The sequence below is a fragment of the Flavobacterium sp. ARAG 55.4 genome (assembly GCF_051846875.1).
GTDB classification, from domain to species: domain Bacteria; phylum Bacteroidota; class Bacteroidia; order Flavobacteriales; family Flavobacteriaceae; genus Flavobacterium; species Flavobacterium plantiphilum.
The window spans coordinates 80,167-99,786 of sequence record NZ_JBPYCT010000014.1 but is presented as its reverse complement, the minus strand read 5'-3'; the positions used below and the strand labels follow the sequence as shown (position 1 = coordinate 99,786).

Annotated in this window: 17 protein-coding genes; 9 read left to right on the top strand and 8 right to left on the bottom strand. The window is 37.8% G+C overall.

Translation table 11 applies throughout. The annotated features are described in order from the left end of the window. From ACSV4D_RS15280 to ACSV4D_RS15255, 6 genes are all read left to right on the top strand, one after another. Positions 1-351 (top strand): nuclear transport factor 2 family protein, encoded by a 351-nt coding sequence (locus ACSV4D_RS15280; RefSeq protein ID WP_439228942.1) that lies wholly within the window; start codon positions 1-3, stop codon positions 349-351. Between the two features lie 11 nt (positions 352-362). Next, the gene (locus ACSV4D_RS15275) at positions 363-998 is read left to right on the top strand and encodes a cysteine hydrolase family protein (protein ID WP_439228941.1); all 636 of its coding nucleotides are present in this window, start codon (positions 363-365) and stop codon (positions 996-998) included. Further along, positions 988-1,551 (top strand): AAA family ATPase, encoded by a 564-nt coding sequence (locus tag ACSV4D_RS15270; RefSeq protein ID WP_439228940.1) that lies wholly within the window; start codon positions 988-990, stop codon positions 1,549-1,551. The genes ACSV4D_RS15275 and ACSV4D_RS15270 overlap by 11 nt, the downstream gene beginning before the upstream one ends. Beyond that, positions 1,536-2,087, top strand: coding sequence for a DUF1572 domain-containing protein (locus ACSV4D_RS15265; protein ID WP_439228939.1), 552 nt, complete (start codon positions 1,536-1,538; stop codon positions 2,085-2,087). The genes ACSV4D_RS15270 and ACSV4D_RS15265 overlap by 16 nt, the downstream gene beginning before the upstream one ends. Positions 2,088-2,098: 11 nt before the next feature. Beyond that, the gene (locus ACSV4D_RS15260; RefSeq protein WP_439228938.1) at positions 2,099-2,446 is read left to right on the top strand and encodes a cupin domain-containing protein; all 348 of its coding nucleotides are present in this window, start codon (positions 2,099-2,101) and stop codon (positions 2,444-2,446) included. 85 nt (positions 2,447-2,531) lie between these two features. Further along, a complete protein-coding gene (locus tag ACSV4D_RS15255) occupies positions 2,532-3,371 on the top strand; it encodes an RteC domain-containing protein (protein WP_439228937.1) in 840 nt (279 codons plus the stop codon). 2 nt (positions 3,372-3,373) lie between these two features. Here ACSV4D_RS15255 and ACSV4D_RS15250 read toward each other — a convergent pair whose 3' ends face one another. Continuing rightward, the gene (locus ACSV4D_RS15250; protein WP_439228936.1) at positions 3,374-8,758 is read right to left on the bottom strand and encodes an N-6 DNA methylase; all 5,385 of its coding nucleotides are present in this window, start codon (positions 8,756-8,758) and stop codon (positions 3,374-3,376) included. Next, positions 8,745-9,182 carry a DUF1896 domain-containing protein gene (locus tag ACSV4D_RS15245; protein ID WP_439228935.1) on the bottom strand — a complete coding sequence of 146 codons (438 nt, stop codon included), beginning with the start codon at positions 9,180-9,182 and terminating at the stop codon, positions 8,745-8,747. The genes ACSV4D_RS15250 and ACSV4D_RS15245 overlap by 14 nt, the downstream gene beginning before the upstream one ends. A gap of 263 nt (positions 9,183-9,445) precedes the next feature. On the opposite strand from ACSV4D_RS15245, the gene ACSV4D_RS15240 reads away from it, so the two are divergent. Genes ACSV4D_RS15240 through ACSV4D_RS15230 form a run of 3 tightly spaced genes read left to right on the top strand, consistent with a single transcriptional unit; the run spans position 9,446 to position 12,961 of the window. Next, complete coding sequence (locus ACSV4D_RS15240) at positions 9,446-10,570, top strand: hypothetical protein (protein ID WP_439228934.1); 1,125 nt, start codon at positions 9,446-9,448, stop codon at positions 10,568-10,570. Beyond that, the gene (locus ACSV4D_RS15235; RefSeq protein WP_439228933.1) at positions 10,567-11,022 is read left to right on the top strand and encodes a three component ABC system middle component; all 456 of its coding nucleotides are present in this window, start codon (positions 10,567-10,569) and stop codon (positions 11,020-11,022) included. The genes ACSV4D_RS15240 and ACSV4D_RS15235 overlap by 4 nt, the downstream gene beginning before the upstream one ends. 4 nt (positions 11,023-11,026) lie before the next feature. Then, positions 11,027-12,961, top strand: a complete 1,935-nt coding sequence (locus tag ACSV4D_RS15230; RefSeq protein WP_439228932.1) for a DUF3732 domain-containing protein — start codon at positions 11,027-11,029, stop codon at positions 12,959-12,961. 74 nt (positions 12,962-13,035) lie between these two features. Here the strand turns inward: ACSV4D_RS15230 and ACSV4D_RS15225 are convergent, their stop codons facing one another. The 6 genes from ACSV4D_RS15225 to ACSV4D_RS15200 form a co-directional block, all read right to left on the bottom strand. Beyond that, positions 13,036-13,914, bottom strand: a complete 879-nt coding sequence (locus ACSV4D_RS15225; RefSeq protein ID WP_439228931.1) for an ORF6N domain-containing protein — start codon at positions 13,912-13,914, stop codon at positions 13,036-13,038. Further along, a complete protein-coding gene (locus tag ACSV4D_RS15220; protein WP_439228930.1) occupies positions 13,914-15,998 on the bottom strand; it encodes a DNA topoisomerase 3 in 2,085 nt (694 codons plus the stop codon). Before ACSV4D_RS15220 ends, ACSV4D_RS15225 begins: the two co-directional genes overlap by 1 nt. 6 nt (positions 15,999-16,004) lie before the next feature. Then, positions 16,005-17,465, bottom strand: coding sequence for a DUF3945 domain-containing protein (locus tag ACSV4D_RS15215; RefSeq protein WP_439228929.1), 1,461 nt, complete (start codon positions 17,463-17,465; stop codon positions 16,005-16,007). Between the two features lie 97 nt (positions 17,466-17,562). After that, a complete protein-coding gene (locus ACSV4D_RS15210; RefSeq protein WP_439228928.1) occupies positions 17,563-17,856 on the bottom strand; it encodes a helix-turn-helix domain-containing protein in 294 nt (97 codons plus the stop codon). A gap of 22 nt (positions 17,857-17,878) precedes the next feature. Further along, positions 17,879-18,232 carry a helix-turn-helix domain-containing protein gene (locus ACSV4D_RS15205; RefSeq protein WP_439228926.1) on the bottom strand — a complete coding sequence of 118 codons (354 nt, stop codon included), beginning with the start codon at positions 18,230-18,232 and terminating at the stop codon, positions 17,879-17,881. Positions 18,233-18,494: 262 nt separating this feature from the next. Beyond that, positions 18,495-19,334, bottom strand: a complete 840-nt coding sequence (locus ACSV4D_RS15200) for an RteC domain-containing protein (RefSeq protein WP_439228925.1) — start codon at positions 19,332-19,334, stop codon at positions 18,495-18,497. Positions 19,335-19,620: the final 286 nt, after the last annotated feature.

The following is a 19,620-nucleotide window of genomic DNA, read 5'->3' as shown; positions in this document are numbered from 1 at the left end:
ATGAATACAGAATTTGCAAAAGAATGGCTTGATGCCTGGAACAGCCACGATTTAGATAAGATAATGGAGCATTACAGCGAAAATATTGATTTTGTTTCTCCAATTATTCAACAAATGGGAATAAACGCAGAAGGTAAAATTTCCAATAAAAGTGATTTAAAGGATTACTTTTCAAAAGCCCTGCAAAAATATCCCGACCTGCATTTCGAGCTTTACCATGAACTCAAAGGAGCCAATTCAACCGTTTTGTTTTACCGAAGTGTAAATAACTCCTTTTCGGCAGAATATATGGAATTGAATAATGAAGGAAAAGTAAGTAAAGTAAGAGCACATTATAAGTTTGATGAATAAAAACGTTGTCTATGGAAATGAATTGGAACCGTTCGGCTTTAATGATTATCGATATGCAAAATGATTTTGCAAAAACTGGAGGAAAAGCCTATATCAATGGTACCGAAGAAGTAATAAAAAATATTTCAATTATAGCCGATTTATTTAGGAAAAATCAATTAGCTGTAATTCATATTGTACGATTATATCTTGAGGACGGAAGCAATGCCGACCTTTGCAGGAAAGAAGTCATCCAACAAGGTAAGGCAATGGTTATTCCGGGTAGTTTCGGAGCTAAAATCGTACAAGAGCTTTTGCCTAAAAATGCCGAAATGTATGAGGATAAAAAATTATTAATCGGCAATATTCTACAGCTTGCTCCTTTTGACTTTGTGGCCTACAAACCACGCTGGGGTGCATTTTATAAGACAAACTTAGAGGCTTGGCTGAAAAACAGCAAGATTAATTCATTGGTAATTACAGGTTGTAATTTCCCGAACTGTCCTCGCACAACAATATTTGAAGCAAGTGAAAGAGATTATCGTTTAGCTATTGTTCCCGAAGCGATTTCGCAAATATATCCCAAAGGGATAGATGAATTAAAAGGAATTGGAGTAAATGTATTGGACCACCGTGTTTTGAAAAAAGAATTGGAATATGGAAAATAAGCTATTCGTTATAACCGGTGGACCCGGAGCAGGAAAAACAACCTTATTAGATGCTCTGTCAGCAAATGGATATAAAACCATTCCGGAAGCCGCCAGAGGCATTATTCGTGAAGAAACAGAAACGGACGGAGAGTCTTTGCCGTGGAAAAACAAACCTCTTTATACAGATAGAATGATAGCGGCATCCATTTTAGATTACAACATAGCAACAGCAAGCCAGTCAAATGAAGTTTGCTTTTTCGACCGAGGTATTTTGGATGCCGTTTGTTATGCGGATATGATTGGCTATGTACTTTCAACGGAAACCATGGAAAAAGTGTTGAATTGCCCATATAATACTAAGGTATTTATCCTGCCACCCTGGAAAGAAATTTATCAAACAGATAATGAAAGAAAACAGGATTGGCAGGAGGCAGAACACACTTATTTCCAAATGAAAAGTACTTATGAAAAGTACGGTTATGAAGTAATAACCGTGCCGATAGGAAACATTGATGAAAGAAAAGAATTTGTATTAAACCAAATAAATATAGAGAAATGGACAGCTATTTAGAAAGCATCAAAAAGCAATTCCTGTATTACAAAATGCTTGGAGAAAAAGCAATGGAACAATTACAGGAAGAACAATTATTCTGGCAGTATAACGAGGAAAGCAACAGTATTGCCATTTTGGTCAATCATATTACAGGAAATATGTTGTCACGATTTACGGATTTCCTGACCACAGACGGAGAAAAGCCCTGGCGAAATCGTGATGCGGAATTTACCAACCCGTTTCAGAATAAAGCTGAATTAATGGCGCATTGGAATTACGGCTGGGATTGCCTGATGAATGCTTTAAACCAGCTTACGGAAGCGGATTTAGAGAAAATAATTTATATCCGAAATGACGGTCATACGGTTACCGAAGCGATTAACAGGCAATTGGCTCATTATCCTTATCATATCGGACAAATGGTTTTTATAGCCAAAATGCTGAAAAATGAAGACTGGCATACTTTATCCATTGCCCGTAACAAATCGGCAGATTATAATAACCAAAAATTTTCGCAAGAGAAAAACAGACGACACTATACCGATGATTTATAAAGAACTCCATTATGATTATAAGTAAACAAAATAGCACTCATTATCAATGGGGCAACCATTGTGATGCCTGGACTTTACTACAGTCTGAAAATGTGATTATTAAAGAAGAAAAAATGCCTCCAAATACAGAAGAACAATTTCACTACCATAATGAAACAACGCAATTTTTCTATGTCTTGCATGGTAAGGCTTCTTTTTACATAGCGAACGATATTATTTATGTGCCGGAAAACGAAGGGATTAATATCCCCGTTAAAGTAGTACATAAAATTAGTAATGAAACTTCCGCTGACTTAAGATTTCTGGTAATGTCCTTTCCTGGAAATGTAAACGATAGAGTTAATTCGAATAATCCATAACCTATTCGCTTTATGATCTTTATTGAGCGGATATATACTAACCTTTTTTGCCTGATGCACATTTCACAACGTTGGATTGATTTTAATGAAGAAATATTACAATGAAAAACTTTTTCAATTAGAGGAAAAATTAAATGAAATATCGCTTGAAATAGACGATCCTATTTTTTTGTACGAAACAGCAATCAAAATAATTCTCGACAGTTTAACAGAGTTGAGGAAGTTTATTTTGGAAAGAAAATTTAGGAATGAGGAAGAGGAGGTGTATTTTTTTAAAAACCTAAAGCCAAAAATAGTTTCTAAGTTGATTTACTACAATGCAATCTATAAAATTGAAACAAAAATGCCGTTCGGGGGCGAAGAAGCGGTTAGAATCTCACTAAACAATGAGTTGCAAAGATTAAAACTGTTTTTTGATAACAACAGGGAATTTTATAAGTATTACAGAACCAACAGCACCTATCTGGACCATAAATACTTTATCCGTGGCAAATATGATGTAAAATTATGCTTAGATACATATTATTTTGAAACGGATCATAATTTTTCTACATCCCATGATTATAAGGTTGCAAAAATTATTGCCAATGACCTGATACAACTTTATATTGAGGATCAGTTAGCAAAACTGAGTAAAAACAAGATAGAAAATAAAGACAATGAAAGACCTCATTTAACGTGGACAGGAAGCAAAGCAGGGTTAATTGAGCTAATTTACGCATTACAGATACATGGGACCTTTGATAACGGAAAGGTGGATATCAAATTTTTATGTAAATTCTTTGAAAGGGAATTTCATATAGATCTAGGAGATTTTTATCACACCTATCTTGAAATCCGAAATAGAAAAATTAACCGGACAAAATTCATCGATACGCTTCGTGATGGTTTAATAAAGAAAATGGACGAGCAGGACGAAAAGTGATCTTACAAGCGCATAGATGGGGAACGTTCCTTGTTTTGTATTTTGTTGGTACTTGTTTGAATTTCAATAACTTTCGTTTCCGGTGTTATGGATAGTTGTATCTTCCGTTCAACGGCAGCAAGTCCCGTTTTCAGTTCACTTAGCTTGCTTTCCTTTGCCCATGTACCATTAACCACTTCCTGAAGTACGGGGAGGTCCTTTTGAAGTTCGGCGATTTTCTTTTGTTCCTGCTCGATATAGCCCGGTAGCTTTTCCAGTGCTTTCAAAAAATTCATTGCTGCCGTTTCAGGATCTTTAGCCATAATGCCGTTGTTGTATGTGTATTTTATGTTCCCTTCTCCCTGTACCAAGAAACGATTTACACGAATGTCCACACCTTCTTTTTCCGACACTTCTGTTTTAACCAATAACTGAAATCCATACAGGCTACCTATTTCCTGATAGTCACCTCCGGTACGGGCTGTGTCCGCAATCTGGTTAAGTTTGGCTCCTATCTGCTTCACATCTGAGTTTGAGGATAAGCCATCGAGCTGCAATGGATTTGCAATAGTACCATCCGAACGCTTTTGTATGCGCCCTTGTAAGTCATCCCAATCGAGCTTAAACTTGTCCAGACGGGAACCGGCACTTTCAAGCATTGCAGTAGTGTCTTCCAGTTTGTATTTAGAACTGAATTTGGAACGGTTGAAAGCCTGCTTTTCGCTTTCCAGTCCTGCAATCTGTTTTTCTAATTTCGCTTTATCCAAAAGGTCGGTATTCCCTGAAAGGATTGCCACGTATTCCGAAAAGTTCATGTCTGATTTTTCATCCATGCTTCCCTCATCAATGGTTCGCTTTCCGAGATTATTAGATTTTAGCTGGTCTATGAAGAGTTGCTTATTATACAACAGGTTAAACTTGTAGCTATCCAATGATTTTTCTACCGCATAGATGATGACGTCCACTTTGTTGTCTGCAAAGAATTTAGCTATTTCATTTCCTTTTCGGATTGCCCTTCCATCACGTTGGGCAAGATCGCTTGGCCGCCACGGTGTATCCAGGTGATGAACCACTACGGCTCTTTTCTGTGCGTTTACACCAGTGCCGAGCATACTTGTAGAACCGAACAGCACTCGTATTTTTCCCTCGTTCATCCCGTTGATAAGCTCCTTACGTTGCTTATCATTTTTGGCTTCCTGTATAAAGCGGACTTCATGAGCCGGAAGGCCGTGATCTTCCACGAGCTTTCGTTTTATTTCGGCGTACACATTCCATTCACCGGGCTTGTATGTTCCCAAATCAGAGAAAACGAACTGTGTGCCTTTCTGTGCCTTGTATTGGTTGTAGTACTTCGCAATATTGGCAGCACAATGGGAGGCTTTATTGTCGGGGTGATCTTCGTACCTACCGCTTACCATTCGCATATCGAGTGACATCTTACGGGCATAATCTGTAGCGATGAGCATCTTTGCTTTTTCCTCTCGGTCTGTGAGCGGAGATCTGCCTAAGAGTTCTGCATTTCCTGTTTTGGCAAACTCCATTAGTTTTTTGATAAATACATCCTGATCCGGTGTGGGAGGTATGTTGTACAATACCTCATTTTTATTAGGACGGTCTATACCTATATCCTTTGCCGTTCTGTAGTCTGTGATTTCCGAGTAGAACTGTGCCAGTTCCGGCACTTTAATAAAGTATCGGAAACGCTCTTTAGCTACGATGTTGTTAGCCACCGAAAACTCATAATCGGTGGTTTTCCTTGCATAGATGGCTGCCCAGGCATCAAAAGAGTTGATACCCTGTTTTTCCATTGCCCGTGGGCGCAGGTATTTGAATAGCAGGTATAGCTCTGTTAACGAGTTGCTGATGGTTGTTCCCGAAAGAAAGGTTGCTCCCATATCGGCATTGATACGTTCCTGAATAGTACGGATAGCAAAAAGCAGGTTCATAGCCTTCAGGCTTCCGTCCACATTCCCTAATCCGGCAACCCGTGTGTGCCTTGTATTGAACATCAGGTTTTTGAACTGGTGGCTTTCGTCCACAAACAAGTGGTCTATCCCCATCATCTTAAAATCCACGACATCATCCTTGCGCTTCTCAATATCGTGTTGCAGCGTTTTGAGCTTGACTTCGAGGTTTTCCTTCCGCTTGATTACTCCGGCAAGCATACCCCTTGTAACTTCCTTGCCCTGGGATTGCAGGGCATCAAGGTTACGCTCCACGCTGTCCAGTTCTATTTCGAGTATTTCCTTTTGTATTTCGGGCGACTGCGGTATCATTCCGAACTGGTCATGCGTTAGGATTATACAGTCCCAATCATTGTTTTTAATATCACCGAAAATCCGTAGCCGTTTTTTGGGAGTGAAGTCTTCCTTACCCGGATACAGGATCTTGGCGTGTGGGTAGGCAGTCCGGTAGGCTTCGGCTATTTCGTGAACGTTGCTTTTTAACCCGATAATCATAGGCTTATGAGCTAAGCCCAACCGCTTCATTTCCTGTGCTGCGGTACACATTACCAATGTTTTTCCTGCACCTACTTCGTGGTCGCAGATAGCACCGTTGTTCAGCTTTATCATCCAAACGGTGTCCTTTTGGCTGGAATACAGGTCTTGAATGTTCAAGCCTTTTCTATCCAGTCCGGGGAACTTCTGATGGCTTCCGTCATAGTTCGGACGCACAAAGCAATTAAAGGTATCGTTATACTGGTCGGTCAGCCGCTTCTTAAACTCATCGTTCTGTCCGTGAAGCCAGTCGCTGAAGGCTGTGCGAATTTCATCAATCTTGGTATTTGCCATTTGTATGGCTTCCATATCCCGTACCTTGACCTCCTGATCGCCAACCATCACTTTTTTGGTAATATCCGGTGTGGTATTAACCAGTGCGTGTTTAAGCAGGGCAATTCCATCAAACGTCCGGCTTTCAGCTTTGACGGCATATTTATCCCATATATGTACATTCTTCTGGTCGCATTTTACCGAAAAGTCATCGGAGCTTTCAGAGTAATGAACCAGTACGTCCGTATCGAAAAGGTGCGAAGCAAAACGGGCATAAATACCTGTAGGTATCCAGCGTTCACCCAGGTTGAAATCCAGCTCTTCAAATTCGATACGCCCCGGTCTGGCATCTTCCAGGACCGTAAGGCTTTCTTTGGCTTGCACATCATCCGGATTGCTTTCAATATAGGTTCTGACTTCCTCCGCCTTTTCCACTACGTTACCCGCAACCCAACGTTCGGATATTTCGTATTCCTTTTGCAGTGGATTGTAGAAAATGCGCCCGTGCAATGCTTCTTTCAAAGCATCATCGGTCATACCGCTGATTTCGGACATATAACTCAAATCAACGCTTCCGTATTTGTTGAGCGAAGCTGCTAATGCTTCTTCAGGATTGTCCGTTGCGATGGTTACGGTAGAAAAACTTACAGGATGGCTGAAAATATCCGCTTTGTGAACCACGCCTCCAATAACACGTTCCAGATAAGGGATTTCTTTACCGGCACTATCCGTTTTTATTAGCTTGATATTATCAGCGCTATTGAGATTGCCATACCTTTTGACAAAGGCATCGTATAAGCGGTTAAGGGTTTCCCGTTCTTCTTTGTATTCGGTTTGAAAGGTTGCCTCGTTGTTGTAAAGCCCCTGGTAATTATTACGCACAGCAATGTACGCCTCGGCTCTTGCTTTTTGTAAAGGAGGTAATTGCAAAGGATGGAAAACAGCCGTACCACCTGATGTATCTACATCTTGCAAATGACCAATCCAACCATTTTCAGTCACAAGACAATCGTTCCGGTGGAATGATTGCAGTTCACCACTATACGGAGCAGGTTCGGGAATAGTATTCAGGAGGGCAGGTTGAGCAGCCTGGCCATTATCATTGATGCCCGAAAACAGGTCGCCGATAGCTTCCTGTTTTATGCCGTTGGTTGATGTATTTTGATTGCCAGCCTTATTGGAAACCGGCGGTGTGTAAGGTTGCTGCATCTCACTGAATAGATCGGTCTGGCGACCTATGGCACGGCGGTTTGCTTTAGTGCTTTGCCTTTTGACTTGCGTTGTTCTTTTGGGTGAAGCAAGAACCGCTACCGGTTCATTTATATTTTCAAACAGGTCGAAAATGCTTAGCTGCTTTAATTCCTGTTGATTTTCCTGAATAACTGCTGGTGTAGCTAATGACTGTCGTTCCTGACTGATGACTACAGGTTCTATAACCGGCGGTTGCGGTGTTACGGGAATCTGTATAACAGGTTCATCGTTCCGCTCTCCTTTATATAAATTGAAATCCAAATGCTTTCCAAAATCTTCTGAAAGCATCCGTTGCAGGTCTTTTGCTATTCCGGCAACTCCATCTTTATGCGTGTAGATCAGAGCAGGCTGCCCATAAGGGTCGGTATCTAATTTACGGTCGGTATGCACAATCCTTGTGCTATCCTGAAAAAGTGCATTGCCCGGCGTATTGTATTCCGTTTGCCTGCTTTGGCAAAAAAGTTCTTCAGCTTCCGTCAAACCTTGTTTTGACGTATTCTTTTGCAGGATAATCAGGTCGCTGCCAACCTCTGTGCCTGCGTATTCTGTAAACAGGTTGTTTGGTAATCGTACAACTGAAACCAAATTATTTTCCCGCATTAACGTCCTGCGTATCGGTTCATTTTTCGGGCTATTAAGGATGCCCTGTGAAGTGATGTAAGCCAGTAAGCCGCCCTCACGGAGCATATCAGTACCTTTCAGGAAGAAGTAATTGTGTACGCTTCGGGCAGCCTGTACTTTGGCTGTGTCTTTACTTCGGGAATAAGAAAGGTCAAATACGGATGTGTCGCCGAACGGTATGTTACTGGCGACAACATCGTAGCTGTTATGTTCCTTTTCTGAAATTTCTTCAAAGCCGCTTACACGGATATTGCTTTCGGGATAGAATTGTTTTAGAATTTTGCCTGTGAGCAGATCCTTTTCATAAGCGGTAGTGCTTGCTTTCTGGTTTTCTGAAAAGGATTGTATGAATGAGCCAATGCCTGCGGAGGGTTCAAGGAATTTCTGAATCTCCAGGCCGCTTTCACGTAAGGTTGCGGAAACCGCATCTATGATTTGTGGCGGTGTATAGAAAGCCGTCAGTACGGAGCTTTTCATGCTATCCACATACCTGCGGTATTGCTTATCGTCTTCAGAATTTTCTTTGAGTAGTGTGTGGAGTTCCTGCGTGAGCGGAAACAGGTCGTGTTCCGTCTTTCTCCAGTGATTGATGTCTATTACATTCTCTATGGGGTTCAGCACGAATTTTAGACCACCAAATCCGCTGTATTGCATCATTAGCAGTCTTTCGCCTACGGTGGCTTGTCGTTTCTCCTTTTCCAGTTTAAAAGCAATTCGTAAGGCATCAATATTCAGTTGGAGATGTTGGCGTTTATTGAAGCCCATTTTCCTCTATCCAGATTGCGATGGTTCCGGTTATTTCGGTATAGAGCAGGTCAAACTCAGGACCGTTTGCGAAGCCATCGGTTAGTTCATAGCCTGAGAAAACAGGCTCACAAACAGGGAACATTTTAAGCGTGAACGGTCGCAGTTCCTCGTCTGCCATTATGGTGTCAAACTCATTGCAGACTACCTGAAAAATGGTGTCCAATTTGGAGAAGCGTAAGCCTTCAAACAGGATATAGTTGGCGATCTCATCACATTGGTCGATTGGATTTCCTGAGCGAAAAGCACCTTCATAAGCATTGGCAGCCCATGATGAACGTTGTTCTATAAACTTGTGGTCGTGTGCCTTTTCGGGGAAGCTGGTATATAGTAGTTCCTGTAGTCGTAATCTGAAATACGATAGGTCTTTTTGCTGTATATCCATATAGAATTTTATTTAGAATTGTTACCTGAACCATAAATTTAGGGCCGATCGCAGAAGCGTTTATGGAAGTGGAATGGTTTGGCGTTGAATGGCAGGATTTGGCGTAAGTATATTAAGAGAGAGGGATTTATTTTGTATTTTTGTAATACAAGTATACTCTAACAATTAAATCATAACACGCAGGATATGTATTTGGGTAGGTAGTTGTAAACTTAAAAAACTGAACAAATACAAAATGGGCTGATAAAAACATAAACTGTGAAATGAATGAAACTTTAGATAATGACTCAACGAAAAAGCAATTAGGATTTGAATACCAAAAGTTAGTTGCATTAGAGTATTGCTTAAATGCTAAAAATGGTGAACATGTCTATATTGAATGCTTCGGAGATGTTCAATATGGAACTGAATCTATTGAAGTTAAGCATCATGAAGGAGAATCGAATCTTACCAGTAATTCTGTGGACCTCTGGAAGACATTGAAAAACCTTGTTGTAGAATATGACAAACTAAAGTCGAACGACAGATTTATTCTCCATACTACCCAAAATGTGCCAAGTGAAAGTATTTTTCACAACTGGAATCAACTTGGTAAAGTTGCAAAATATAAAAAACTTAATGATCATTCTATCTCAGCTACTTCAAAACCATTTAAAGACGAAATTTTCGACACTCAAAATATATCCAAAACTGATTTGATGGGACTTTTAGATCGGTTTGTTATTAATAGTGGTGAGCCTAAAGTTGATGAAAAATTAGCTCTCCTAAAAGAACATTCCACGTTTAAGTTAATAAAAGATAATTTAAGAAGTTCTGCAATAGGTGCTCTTCAGCAATGGATTATTGAGAAAGCTATTGAAAACTCAAATAAATGGGAAGTAAACATTACTGATTTTAATTCAGATTTGCAGTTTAGTCTGTCAAAATTCACCAAAGACTATATTCCCTTTCCATCTATTAAAGTACTAGGTCAACATGATTCAGATTTGACTAAGGGCTATAAATTTATTGAAAAATTGAATGCTATATCAATAAAGAAAAACGATTTACATCAGGCATTTCAAGATTACGTTAGATCGGAAGAGGCTTACGAAGAAATTCTAAAAATAAATCCTACTCTAAAAGACAATATAATAGTTTATGAGGCAGAGATCAGTTCTGCTATTCAAACAGAAAAAAGTGCTGCCTCTTATCATTTATCAGACGAGTCATTTAAAGATAACTCTCATATTAAAAAGTCACAAGAAGTTTATTTTAAGTGTATTACAAATACTCATAGTGAAATTTCCGGTTTTAATGGAACTCAAAGATTTTTTCGAAATGGTAGAATTCAAAATATTAATGAAACCAGTGATTTTGAATGGTTATATAAAGAAACTGATTTATGAATATAGCTCAAACAGAAAAAATCCTTTTTAGTCCATTATTTACATCAAAATTATTACTGATGGCTTTAGTCGGTGCAAATAATAATAAACTAAAAGTAGAACTTATCTATTATATTCTCCCACTGATATACAACGATACAATTAAAAGTAAACTTGTAAAAAGTAATGCAAAGAGTACATTTAATACGTTTTTAAATTCTGAAGTTAAGATGGAACTAATCGTCATCGAAACTCTACTAACTAATTATAAGAAGAAGACTAAAGAAGCTTTGATTACATTATCAAATATCTACAATATCGAAATTTCAGATTACTTAATATTGGTACAAGGGCAGAATGAAAGTTATACAGGAGAGAAAGACCCTATCCTAAGAGAATATTATAAAGCAGCGTTTAATTTAGGTTTAATTCTTTCTAAAGAAGACCATAAGACAATTTTTTTTAATTTATAAAATTATGCAAGCAGCAATTTCACATATATTTCTTTTTAAGAATAACAAGGAAACACGTACACTGAAATTCGATGAAGGTCTAAATATTATTTCTGGAGATTCTAAAACAGGTAAAAGTGCAATCATTGAAATTATTGACTACTGTTTATTTGCAAGCCGGTCTACTATACCAAAAGGGATTATAACAGACTGGACAGATCTTTATTGCGTGATTTTTAGAGTTAAAGACAAACATATGATTATTGGAAGATTAAAAAACAGTAATCAAATGTATTTCAGTATTGAAATTAATTCAGAGGTTATTACCAATTTTTCAATAGAATATTTCAGCGACAAAAAGCAAATCGATTTAGATGATGCTAAAAAAGAATTTGAGAAACATATAGGAATCTCTGTTTTAGATACAAGAACTGATGAAGAGGAAGATAAAAGAAAGTCTGGAGGAAAGGTAACAATGCGGAGCTTTATACCATTTCTATTTCAGCATCAAAATCTAATTGCTAATAAGCATAGCCTTTTTTATAGATTTGATGATTTCTATAAGAGAAAAAAAACTATTGATGATTATCCTATATTAATGGGATGGGGAAATGCTGATTTTTTTGATTTACAAAGAAGTTTAGAAAGTAAACAAAAAGAATTGAGTCAGAAGAAAAAGCTAGACGAGAAATTAAAAATAAGTAACGAGCAATTAAGAGAGGATCTTTCTGGCATCGTATCACTGTATTATACTTCTATAGGTAAAGAACTACCTCAGGAAATTACATTGTCCGATCTTAAAAAACTTGTAAAAGATTTGCCCAATTCTAATGCGAATTCAGTAGGTGATCAAAATCTTAACGAGGAATTGAGAAAGATAGATAATTCCATATTCCAAAAGAAGAAAGAATTAGATGTCGTGCTAGACTTGTTATCTACTATTAAATCGAATAATGATATTTCTAAAAATTATTCCCAAAATATTAATCGATTAAAGTCACTAGCTTCTATTGAGGTAAATATTAGTGATGTTCATTGTCCTCTTTGTGATCAAGAAGTAAAAGCGATAAAGGATAAAATTTCGATTATAAAAGAATCTAATGAAGTATTGGAGGATGAATTTGAAAAAATAGGCACTTATGTAAATGATACTTCAAGTCAAAATGCCTCGCTTCGAAAAGACAGAGATATTCTAAAAAAAGAATTGAAAGATTTAAAAATTAAGGCTGATAACTTAAACAATCAAATCTTAAAAGAATTCAACACCAAGAATGAGTACGAAAAAAACTTATTATTGAAAGGTCGAACTGAAGCAAATGCTCAAAACCTTATCGAAAGAAATAAACTTTTATCAAATAGTAAAAGCGATTATACAGAATTAGAAGCAGAAATTGAAGATCTCAAAAATAAACTTGCTGGCTTCAATCTGAAAGAAGAATTACAAAAGGCGCAAGTAATATTAAGTGAAAAGATGAGTGCTATTTGTGACTTACTAGATTTTGAGGAAGAGTTTAAACCGGGCAAAATACTTTTCGATTTGGAAAAATTTACCTTAAAATACAATTTAAAGGAGCAAGAAAACATTCTTCTTTCGGAGATGGGAAGTGGCTCAAACTGGTTAGCTATTCATTTATCCGCATTTTTAGGATTTTTATATTTACATAGCATTACTCCGACATCCAAAATACCATCAATTTTAGTTTTGGATCAACCAAGTCAAGTATATTTTCCAAAAGTTTACAAAGAGTTGGATGAAAACGTTGAAAATGAACAAAAGAAAGTGGATGATAATATTATTCAAGTGAAAAATATATTCAAAGTAATCTCGGAAGAAATCGCTAATATTGATAAAGAATGTGGTTATAAACCACAAGTAATCGTTTTAGAACACGCTGATGAAGATGAGTTTGCACAATTTATAAAATATCGATGGAGTAAAGATGGTAATAAATTGATTTAAGATGTTAATAAAGATTTCTTTGCAAAGCCTTTAAAGCATAACAACAACTCCTCCGAGGTTCTAGGTATTGTTTTTTATTTATTCAAAATATTAAGCATCCTGCCAACCTCAATATCCATTCTTGAAAAGGCAAACCACTTCTTTCCCAAATCTTTAAGGGATGCTCCGATATGGTAGAGTTCTGTATTGTCAACAATCAGAAAACGGTCGTGAGCATCAGAGAAGAGCTTAATTTCAATAGCTGGATATTGGCTGTTGTATCGTTGCAAATCAAGCTGTAATTGGTTATTGATATTTTTGGTGTAAATCTTGGCAGTTACTGACTGCTCACGCTTTCCGAGCAATGTGAGGACTGTATCGTCAACATAATTATCAATGAGTATAATGGAAATTTTGGCACTTCGGATAATATCAGAAATAAAGGTATAAGCATCAAATATTTGTCCATCGTAGAAAATACCTTTTTCCGTGTGGAGTTTATCGCTTTCCAGTGCCTTAAAAATATCTTCAAATTTCTGGTCGGCTTCTAACTGCTTCAATTCAATCTTATCCAAACGATGAAACAAAGAAGCGTTGTTAATAAGCATTCGTCTCATTTCTACAAAGGCTTCCATAATTTCAACACTTACTTTAACAGCAATATCTGAACGAAGTATTGCGGAAGCCATTGCAATCCCTTGTTCGGTAAAAACATAGGGCAAATAACGTCTTCCACCGTAACTTACACTTGAGGTTCCAGATTGGAACCTCAAGTTTTGAACTTCCGCTTCGGTCAGTTGAAAGCAGAACGAAACTGGAAACCTTTCAATATTTCGTTTTACTGCTTTGTTAAGGTTCTTGGTTTCCACCTGATATAAGATAGCAAGGTCACTATCCAGCATCACTTGTTTTCCACGTATAGTATAAATCAGGTTTTTGATTTCCATTGGACTAATGACAGGTTTATTTTCCATTATTTTTTGTAGCTTTTAATTTTCTCAAATTCGAATGAACTTTCTGCTTTTTCATTCAATACGATATAGGCATCGAATTTCTTTCCAGTTTTACTAGTCATTCCTTTGAGGAGTGAAGTTTTTCCTTTACTTACAAGGCTTTCAATATCGACAATACTGATTTGCACACCACACACATTACGGAACTGCAACCAATTACAAGCTTCATCTGGACATTTGACAATCTTATCACGGATAATTACATGTTGGCTTCTACATTTTGGGCAAATCAAATTAGGCAGGTTCTTTATGGCAATGGTAGTTTGCAATAATTCATTGGTAATGGTTGAAGCGTAGGCTTTCATTTCCTTCTGAAACTCTCCGGCATTGGCTTCATCATTTTCGATTTTCTGCAAGGCAAGTTCCCATTCGGCAGTCATGGCTACGTCTGCAATTTTTTTGTTTTTGACGAGTTCATATACCTGTAATCCTTTTTCAGTAGGGATTAAGGACTTCTTTTCCCGTTGAATATAATTGCGGGTAAATATAGTTTCAATAATCGCTGCTCTTGTGGCAGGTGTACCGATACCAATATTTTGTAAAGCCTTGCGTTCGTCCTCATTTTCAATTTCCTTTCCAGCACTTTCCATAGCCGACAAAAGCCCAGCTTCGGTATAAAGTACAGGTGGTTTAGTTTTATTTTCGAGAACGGAGGCTTTTTTTATTTTGAGTTCATTGCCTTTTTTTAATTCAGGAAGATCCTGTACAGTTTCGGTATCGGCATCGAAGAAAGTGCCTTTAATAGAACGCCAGCCTGCTTCCGTTATCTTACAGCCTTTCGCCGTGAAATCATAATGCAATGCCTGTAAACCTATATCGGTAATCTCTTTTATACAGACCCCGGAAAGTGCTTCTAGCAATCGAAAAGCAATCATGTCATAAATCGCGTTTTCCTTTGCGTTCAGAGCTGATGGGATTTTCTCAGTGATCAATAAACCATGGTGGTCGGTAACCCGCAGGTCATTTACAATACGCTTATTGAAACGTCCCCATTTCATTTTTGAGGTGGCTTGTTTACAGCTTTCCCTGTCCTGCAAGGCTCTCACAAGGCCGGGGATCTCTGCCCACATATCTTCGGGAATGTATTTGCTTCCCGTGCGTGGATAAGTAATGAATTTCTTTTCGTACAAACCTTGGGCAATATTGAGGGTTTCTTCAGCAGAAAGATTGAGTTTCTTATTGGCTTCCTTTTGTAATCCCGTAAGGTCGAACAATAAAGGAGGTTGCTCTGTAATCCTTTTACTCTCGACAGAAGTAACAGTAACGCTCTTAACTCTTTCAATAGATTTCAACGTATCTCCTGCCAACTTTAGGTCATCCCATTTGGTTTTGGAAAGGCTATTGAAATCAATAAATTCTTTGTTATGCTGTAATTGTATTTGCCAATATTTCTTCACTTTAAAATCCCTGTTTTCGAGATAACGCTTACATATCAAAGCCAGCGTAGGTGTTTGAACTCTCCCAAGAGAATAGATACCATTTCCTGCGGCAATGCTTAACGCCTGGGTAGCATTAATACCGACGATCCAATCGGCACGACTTCTTCCTTGTGCTGCCTTATACAGTCCGTCAAATTCTGACCCATCTTTTAATTTATCAAAACCCTGCTTAATGGCTTTTTCGGTAAGCGAGCTGATCCATAGACGTTCAAATGGCTTGTTGCATTTGAGGTATTCGTATATATAGCGAAATATCAATTCGCCCTCACGGCCTGCATCTGTTGCTACAATAATGCTATCGCTTTTATTGAATAGTTCTTTGATTACTTTCAGTTGCTTTAATGCACCAGCATCGGTAGTGTAAGCTTTGTCTTTTTTCACTTTCCGAACTGTTAATAAAAAAGGGTTAGGCAGTATAGGTAAAACCGCTTTATCAAATCCCGAAATCCCGTAATCTTCCGGCATTGCCAAGCCTACTAAATGTCCGAATGCCCACGTAACAAAATAGCCGTTGCCTGTGAGATAGCCATCCTTTTTATCGGATGCACCTACAAGTCCGGCTATTTCCCTTGCTACGCTTGGTTTTTCTGCAATAATTGTCTTCATACTTTATTACATTTTTCTGCCTTTTGATTTGGCAGGTGTTTCGGGTCTCTCTTGTTCCTCATGTTGCTTTTTATTTTTCGGAGCTTGCTGTCCTTTCTGTAGAGGTTCTTTAATCTTTTTGGTCGCTTCATTGGTTTTACCCTCCGAATTGACAGCGGTTTGAGTTTTGTGGGCTTCCGTAGGTTTTGCCTGTTCTTTGAGCTTGTCAGGGTTTTGGAAGGAAAAACCAGTTTTACCAGTTTCTTTGTTCAGTGTGATATATCCTTGGTATTTCTGACCTTTTTTATCTATCAGCCCATCTACATAAACAGTCTGACCTGCTTTGAACTTATTGTATTGTTCATCATCCAATTCTTTACCTCTAAAAGTTCTTGGTGCTTCCTGCGACTGATTTTGCTGACTTTTTTGTTGGTTATTTTGCGACAGCTGATTGTTGCCCGATCTGTCAAACAGGAATTCTACATAACGTTTGTCTGCATTGAACTGTACCGTTGCCGAAAATTCTGTTCCTTTTTTAGAAATCATACCCTCTAATTGAAGCGGTTTACCCTCCATTAAAGTTTGCTTTTGGGTTTCATCAAGCTTTATTCCTTTTATTTCGTCAGGTATCTTAATGAAATCGGTTTTTAGGGCAACCAATTCATTTGTCAGTCTGTCCACACTAATGATTGATGGAATGGTTTCTCCTGTTTTCGGATTTGTCAGGTTGACTACACGCCCCATATTTCCGGTATTTAGCAAGTTATCCTTGTCATCTTGATTGAATTTATGTCCGAAAAATTCAAAGTTGAGGTTGGGCTCTTTACGGATACCGTGAATGGCAACCACGATTTGTCCGTTATCATTCGGCTGTAGCGACAAACGAGCATCCATACGGGTAACAGCTGTCCCGAGGTTCAGGCTCACAGTAACCAGTTCATTGGTTTTGTAGCCTTTTAGCAGCGGGTCAAGAAGGTTCATTTTTTCAAGTTTTTCTTTACTCAACCCAAGATTGTTCATCGTCTCCCAATCTATCTGTTCCGGTTTGTAGCGGTATTCGCTTGTTTCTGGTGTTGTTTGTGTTGTTTCCATATTGTCTTGATTTTCTTGTTTATTATCCTGGTTTAACTCTGGTTTTAATTCTTGATCTTTCATCACTTTTTCTCCCTCGGGAGTTGGATTGTTTATTTGTTGCTGCATTTCCTGTGCTTTCTCAACCGCAAGAGGTGCAGGTACCTTGAAGAATGAAAAATTACTAGGGTTCTTTAGCTGGCTAAAAAAATTGGAGAAGAAGTTGGAAAAGAAGTCTGCATGTTTGTCCACCCGCATAAACTGGTTCTGATTTTTTTTCGTAGGATCAACGGTTTCCATATTCCCGTTTTCATCAATACTCTTTACAGCCTGAATTTTCTTTTTCTCTTTATCCAATACTAGCAGTATGTCTGAAAATTGTTCGGGCATTTTTTGTGTTGTTGTTTCCTCACTCATACTATCAAATATTTATTATTCATTGCCGAATGTATAAGAAGCGTTCATTGGTTTAGGACAATTGGCAGTCAAAGGCAGTATTTGTCGCTGTTTGGCGTTATTTATTTAGGGGAGGATTGAAACTTTCCCTGATAAACTGGTGTACATCCGATAATTTGTAGTAAAGTTTTCCGCTAATTGTATAGTAAGGCAACTTACCGATGGAGCGATACCGTTGTAATGAGCGGTTACTTATTTTCAACATCTGTAGCAAATCCTGATTATCCAATAATTCTTCACCGTCTATACTGTTACGGCTTCTCTTGCTTTCATCTATATGCTCTTTTAATAGATCAAGACGTTCTAAAATACGCTCCATCCACGCTATAAATTCAATTCTGTCGATATTCATATTCATATGTTTAATGGTAGTCTTATTGCTTGCCAGTATTCAACTTTCTGCCTTTCTCGATATAGCTTTTGCCTCTTGCCATCAGCTCTTTTACATACTCGTCACTGGTTTGTACAGCATTGGCATTTAGCATATCCTTGATAGCCCCTATGGTATAGAAATATTGTCCATAAAGCTTTGAATAAGCTATCTCACCCTTGGTACGCATTCGCCATAGGGTTTTTTCGCTGATATGCAGATATTGGCATATCTCATGGTTATTCAACCATAGGTCGTCGTAGCTATTTTCCTCCTGTCTTTTAAGGTAATCGGCAATGGCATTGATACGGTTGTTCAACTGTTTCCATGCCTCTTCTTCAATTGTTATAATTTTCATTTTACAACTCTTTAATGTCGCTTATGCAAAATTGAGAAGTGTGGCAGGGTTTGTCTGCCAAGCCTTACCAATTGGTTAGTCTGTTTTTTTAAAATTTTCACAATTAGGAAAAGTCCTTGTTTTACAGTGATTTCAAGGCATTAGAGGAGTTTTAGAAAGGAGTTTTGCTAACATTTGCCAATTGGCAGATATGGGTAAAAGAAAAAGCAGTACGTTTTTGGTACTGCTTTTAACTTATTTGAATGTAAGTTGTATAAAATGACTAAAGATCTTTATCCATGTATTCTTCTAGAGAAATTTTGAGTTGGTCTAAAAATGCTGTCCGGGAACCTGCTCTTGTTTTCATACGGTGAAACGCATGATGAAGATCACCCAACGAAACACTAAAAACTATCTGCGCTACCATGCTTAGTTTTCTTATGCCCACTTTTCCATGTGACACAGCTCCTGAAGCATACATTGCATAAATGAGTTCTACAAGGGCGTTTTTACTACTCGTCCAAAAAATGTCTTTAGTGGCTTCTTCATCCTTAAAGTTACTGTCCTCGATTGAATCTATTTTAAGATGCAAATAATTTTGGAGCAGATCGTTGGCTATGATGCGTGCAACTTTATAATCATAATAAGTGGAAAAGTGATGGTCAATTTCAAAAACAAAGCTGTTCAACCCATCATAGAGATTAATATTGCCCAATCTGAAAAAGGTTTGGTCTCGGTCATTTCTTCCCGACCGATAGTATCTGTAGAATTCGGAATTAAAAATGTGCTCTTCAAATTCCTGCTTGAGTTCTTTTATTTGGTTAGAAAAATAGTTCCTGTATATTTTTCCGCTACCTAGAGGACAGGCACATTCAATTCGATAAACCTTGTTATAATAAATCAGTTTACCAAGAATACCAGGTTTGACGTTCCTGAAAAAATTGATTTCTTCCCATTCGCTCTCGAAACCTTCTTTGACGACAGATGCTTTTAATGAGGTAAGGACTTCTTGTAAATAGCTAATCATTTTGAGTGCCTCGTCCAAAGACCCAGATGCCTCATTCACAATCTTGCTTTCGTATTGACTTACATCGTCAATGATTTTATGTAAAGAGTATTTCATGGCAATATAGTTTTTGTTAGAATACTAATTGCAATTGAATGAATTGCTCTTTACAAAGATTAGGATTATCAATGGCTCTTTTTCCCAAGTTACACCCAAGTTGGGTAAGATTTTTTTTCTTATTCGGGTTTACTTTTATCTATATACTACTGAATGTTATTTGTTTTATATCAAATTTAAAAAGCAAAAAAATCTGCTTAGCACAAAAGATGTTATTCATATTTTGTAAATTTGCGCTGAGTTACAAGGAGAAAACCACTGAAAGTGAGTGCAATGAGCACCATTA

Coding starts and splice junctions, on each gene's coding strand:
- ACSV4D_RS15235 (WP_439228933.1), top strand. CDS start 10,567: ATGAATATAGCTCAAACAGAAAAAATCCTTTTTAGTCCATTATTTACA.
- ACSV4D_RS15245 (WP_439228935.1), bottom strand. CDS start 9,182: ATGGATATACAGCAAAAAGACCTATCGTATTTCAGATTACGACTACAG.
- ACSV4D_RS15230 (WP_439228932.1), top strand. CDS start 11,027: ATGCAAGCAGCAATTTCACATATATTTCTTTTTAAGAATAACAAGGAA.
- ACSV4D_RS15250 (WP_439228936.1), bottom strand. CDS start 8,758: ATGGGCTTCAATAAACGCCAACATCTCCAACTGAATATTGATGCCTTA.
- ACSV4D_RS15210 (WP_439228928.1), bottom strand. CDS start 17,856: ATGAATATCGACAGAATTGAATTTATAGCGTGGATGGAGCGTATTTTA.
- ACSV4D_RS15280 (WP_439228942.1), top strand. CDS start 1: ATGAATACAGAATTTGCAAAAGAATGGCTTGATGCCTGGAACAGCCAC.
- ACSV4D_RS15275 (WP_439228941.1), top strand. CDS start 363: ATGGAAATGAATTGGAACCGTTCGGCTTTAATGATTATCGATATGCAA.
- ACSV4D_RS15225 (WP_439228931.1), bottom strand. CDS start 13,914: ATGGAAAATAAACCTGTCATTAGTCCAATGGAAATCAAAAACCTGATT.
- ACSV4D_RS15265 (WP_439228939.1), top strand. CDS start 1,536: ATGGACAGCTATTTAGAAAGCATCAAAAAGCAATTCCTGTATTACAAA.
- ACSV4D_RS15255 (WP_439228937.1), top strand. CDS start 2,532: ATGAAGAAATATTACAATGAAAAACTTTTTCAATTAGAGGAAAAATTA.
- ACSV4D_RS15240 (WP_439228934.1), top strand. CDS start 9,446: ATGAATGAAACTTTAGATAATGACTCAACGAAAAAGCAATTAGGATTT.
- ACSV4D_RS15220 (WP_439228930.1), bottom strand. CDS start 15,998: ATGAAGACAATTATTGCAGAAAAACCAAGCGTAGCAAGGGAAATAGCC.
- ACSV4D_RS15205 (WP_439228926.1), bottom strand. CDS start 18,232: ATGAAAATTATAACAATTGAAGAAGAGGCATGGAAACAGTTGAACAAC.
- ACSV4D_RS15215 (WP_439228929.1), bottom strand. CDS start 17,465: ATGAGTGAGGAAACAACAACACAAAAAATGCCCGAACAATTTTCAGAC.
- ACSV4D_RS15260 (WP_439228938.1), top strand. CDS start 2,099: ATGATTATAAGTAAACAAAATAGCACTCATTATCAATGGGGCAACCAT.
- ACSV4D_RS15270 (WP_439228940.1), top strand. CDS start 988: ATGGAAAATAAGCTATTCGTTATAACCGGTGGACCCGGAGCAGGAAAA.
- ACSV4D_RS15200 (WP_439228925.1), bottom strand. CDS start 19,334: ATGAAATACTCTTTACATAAAATCATTGACGATGTAAGTCAATACGAA.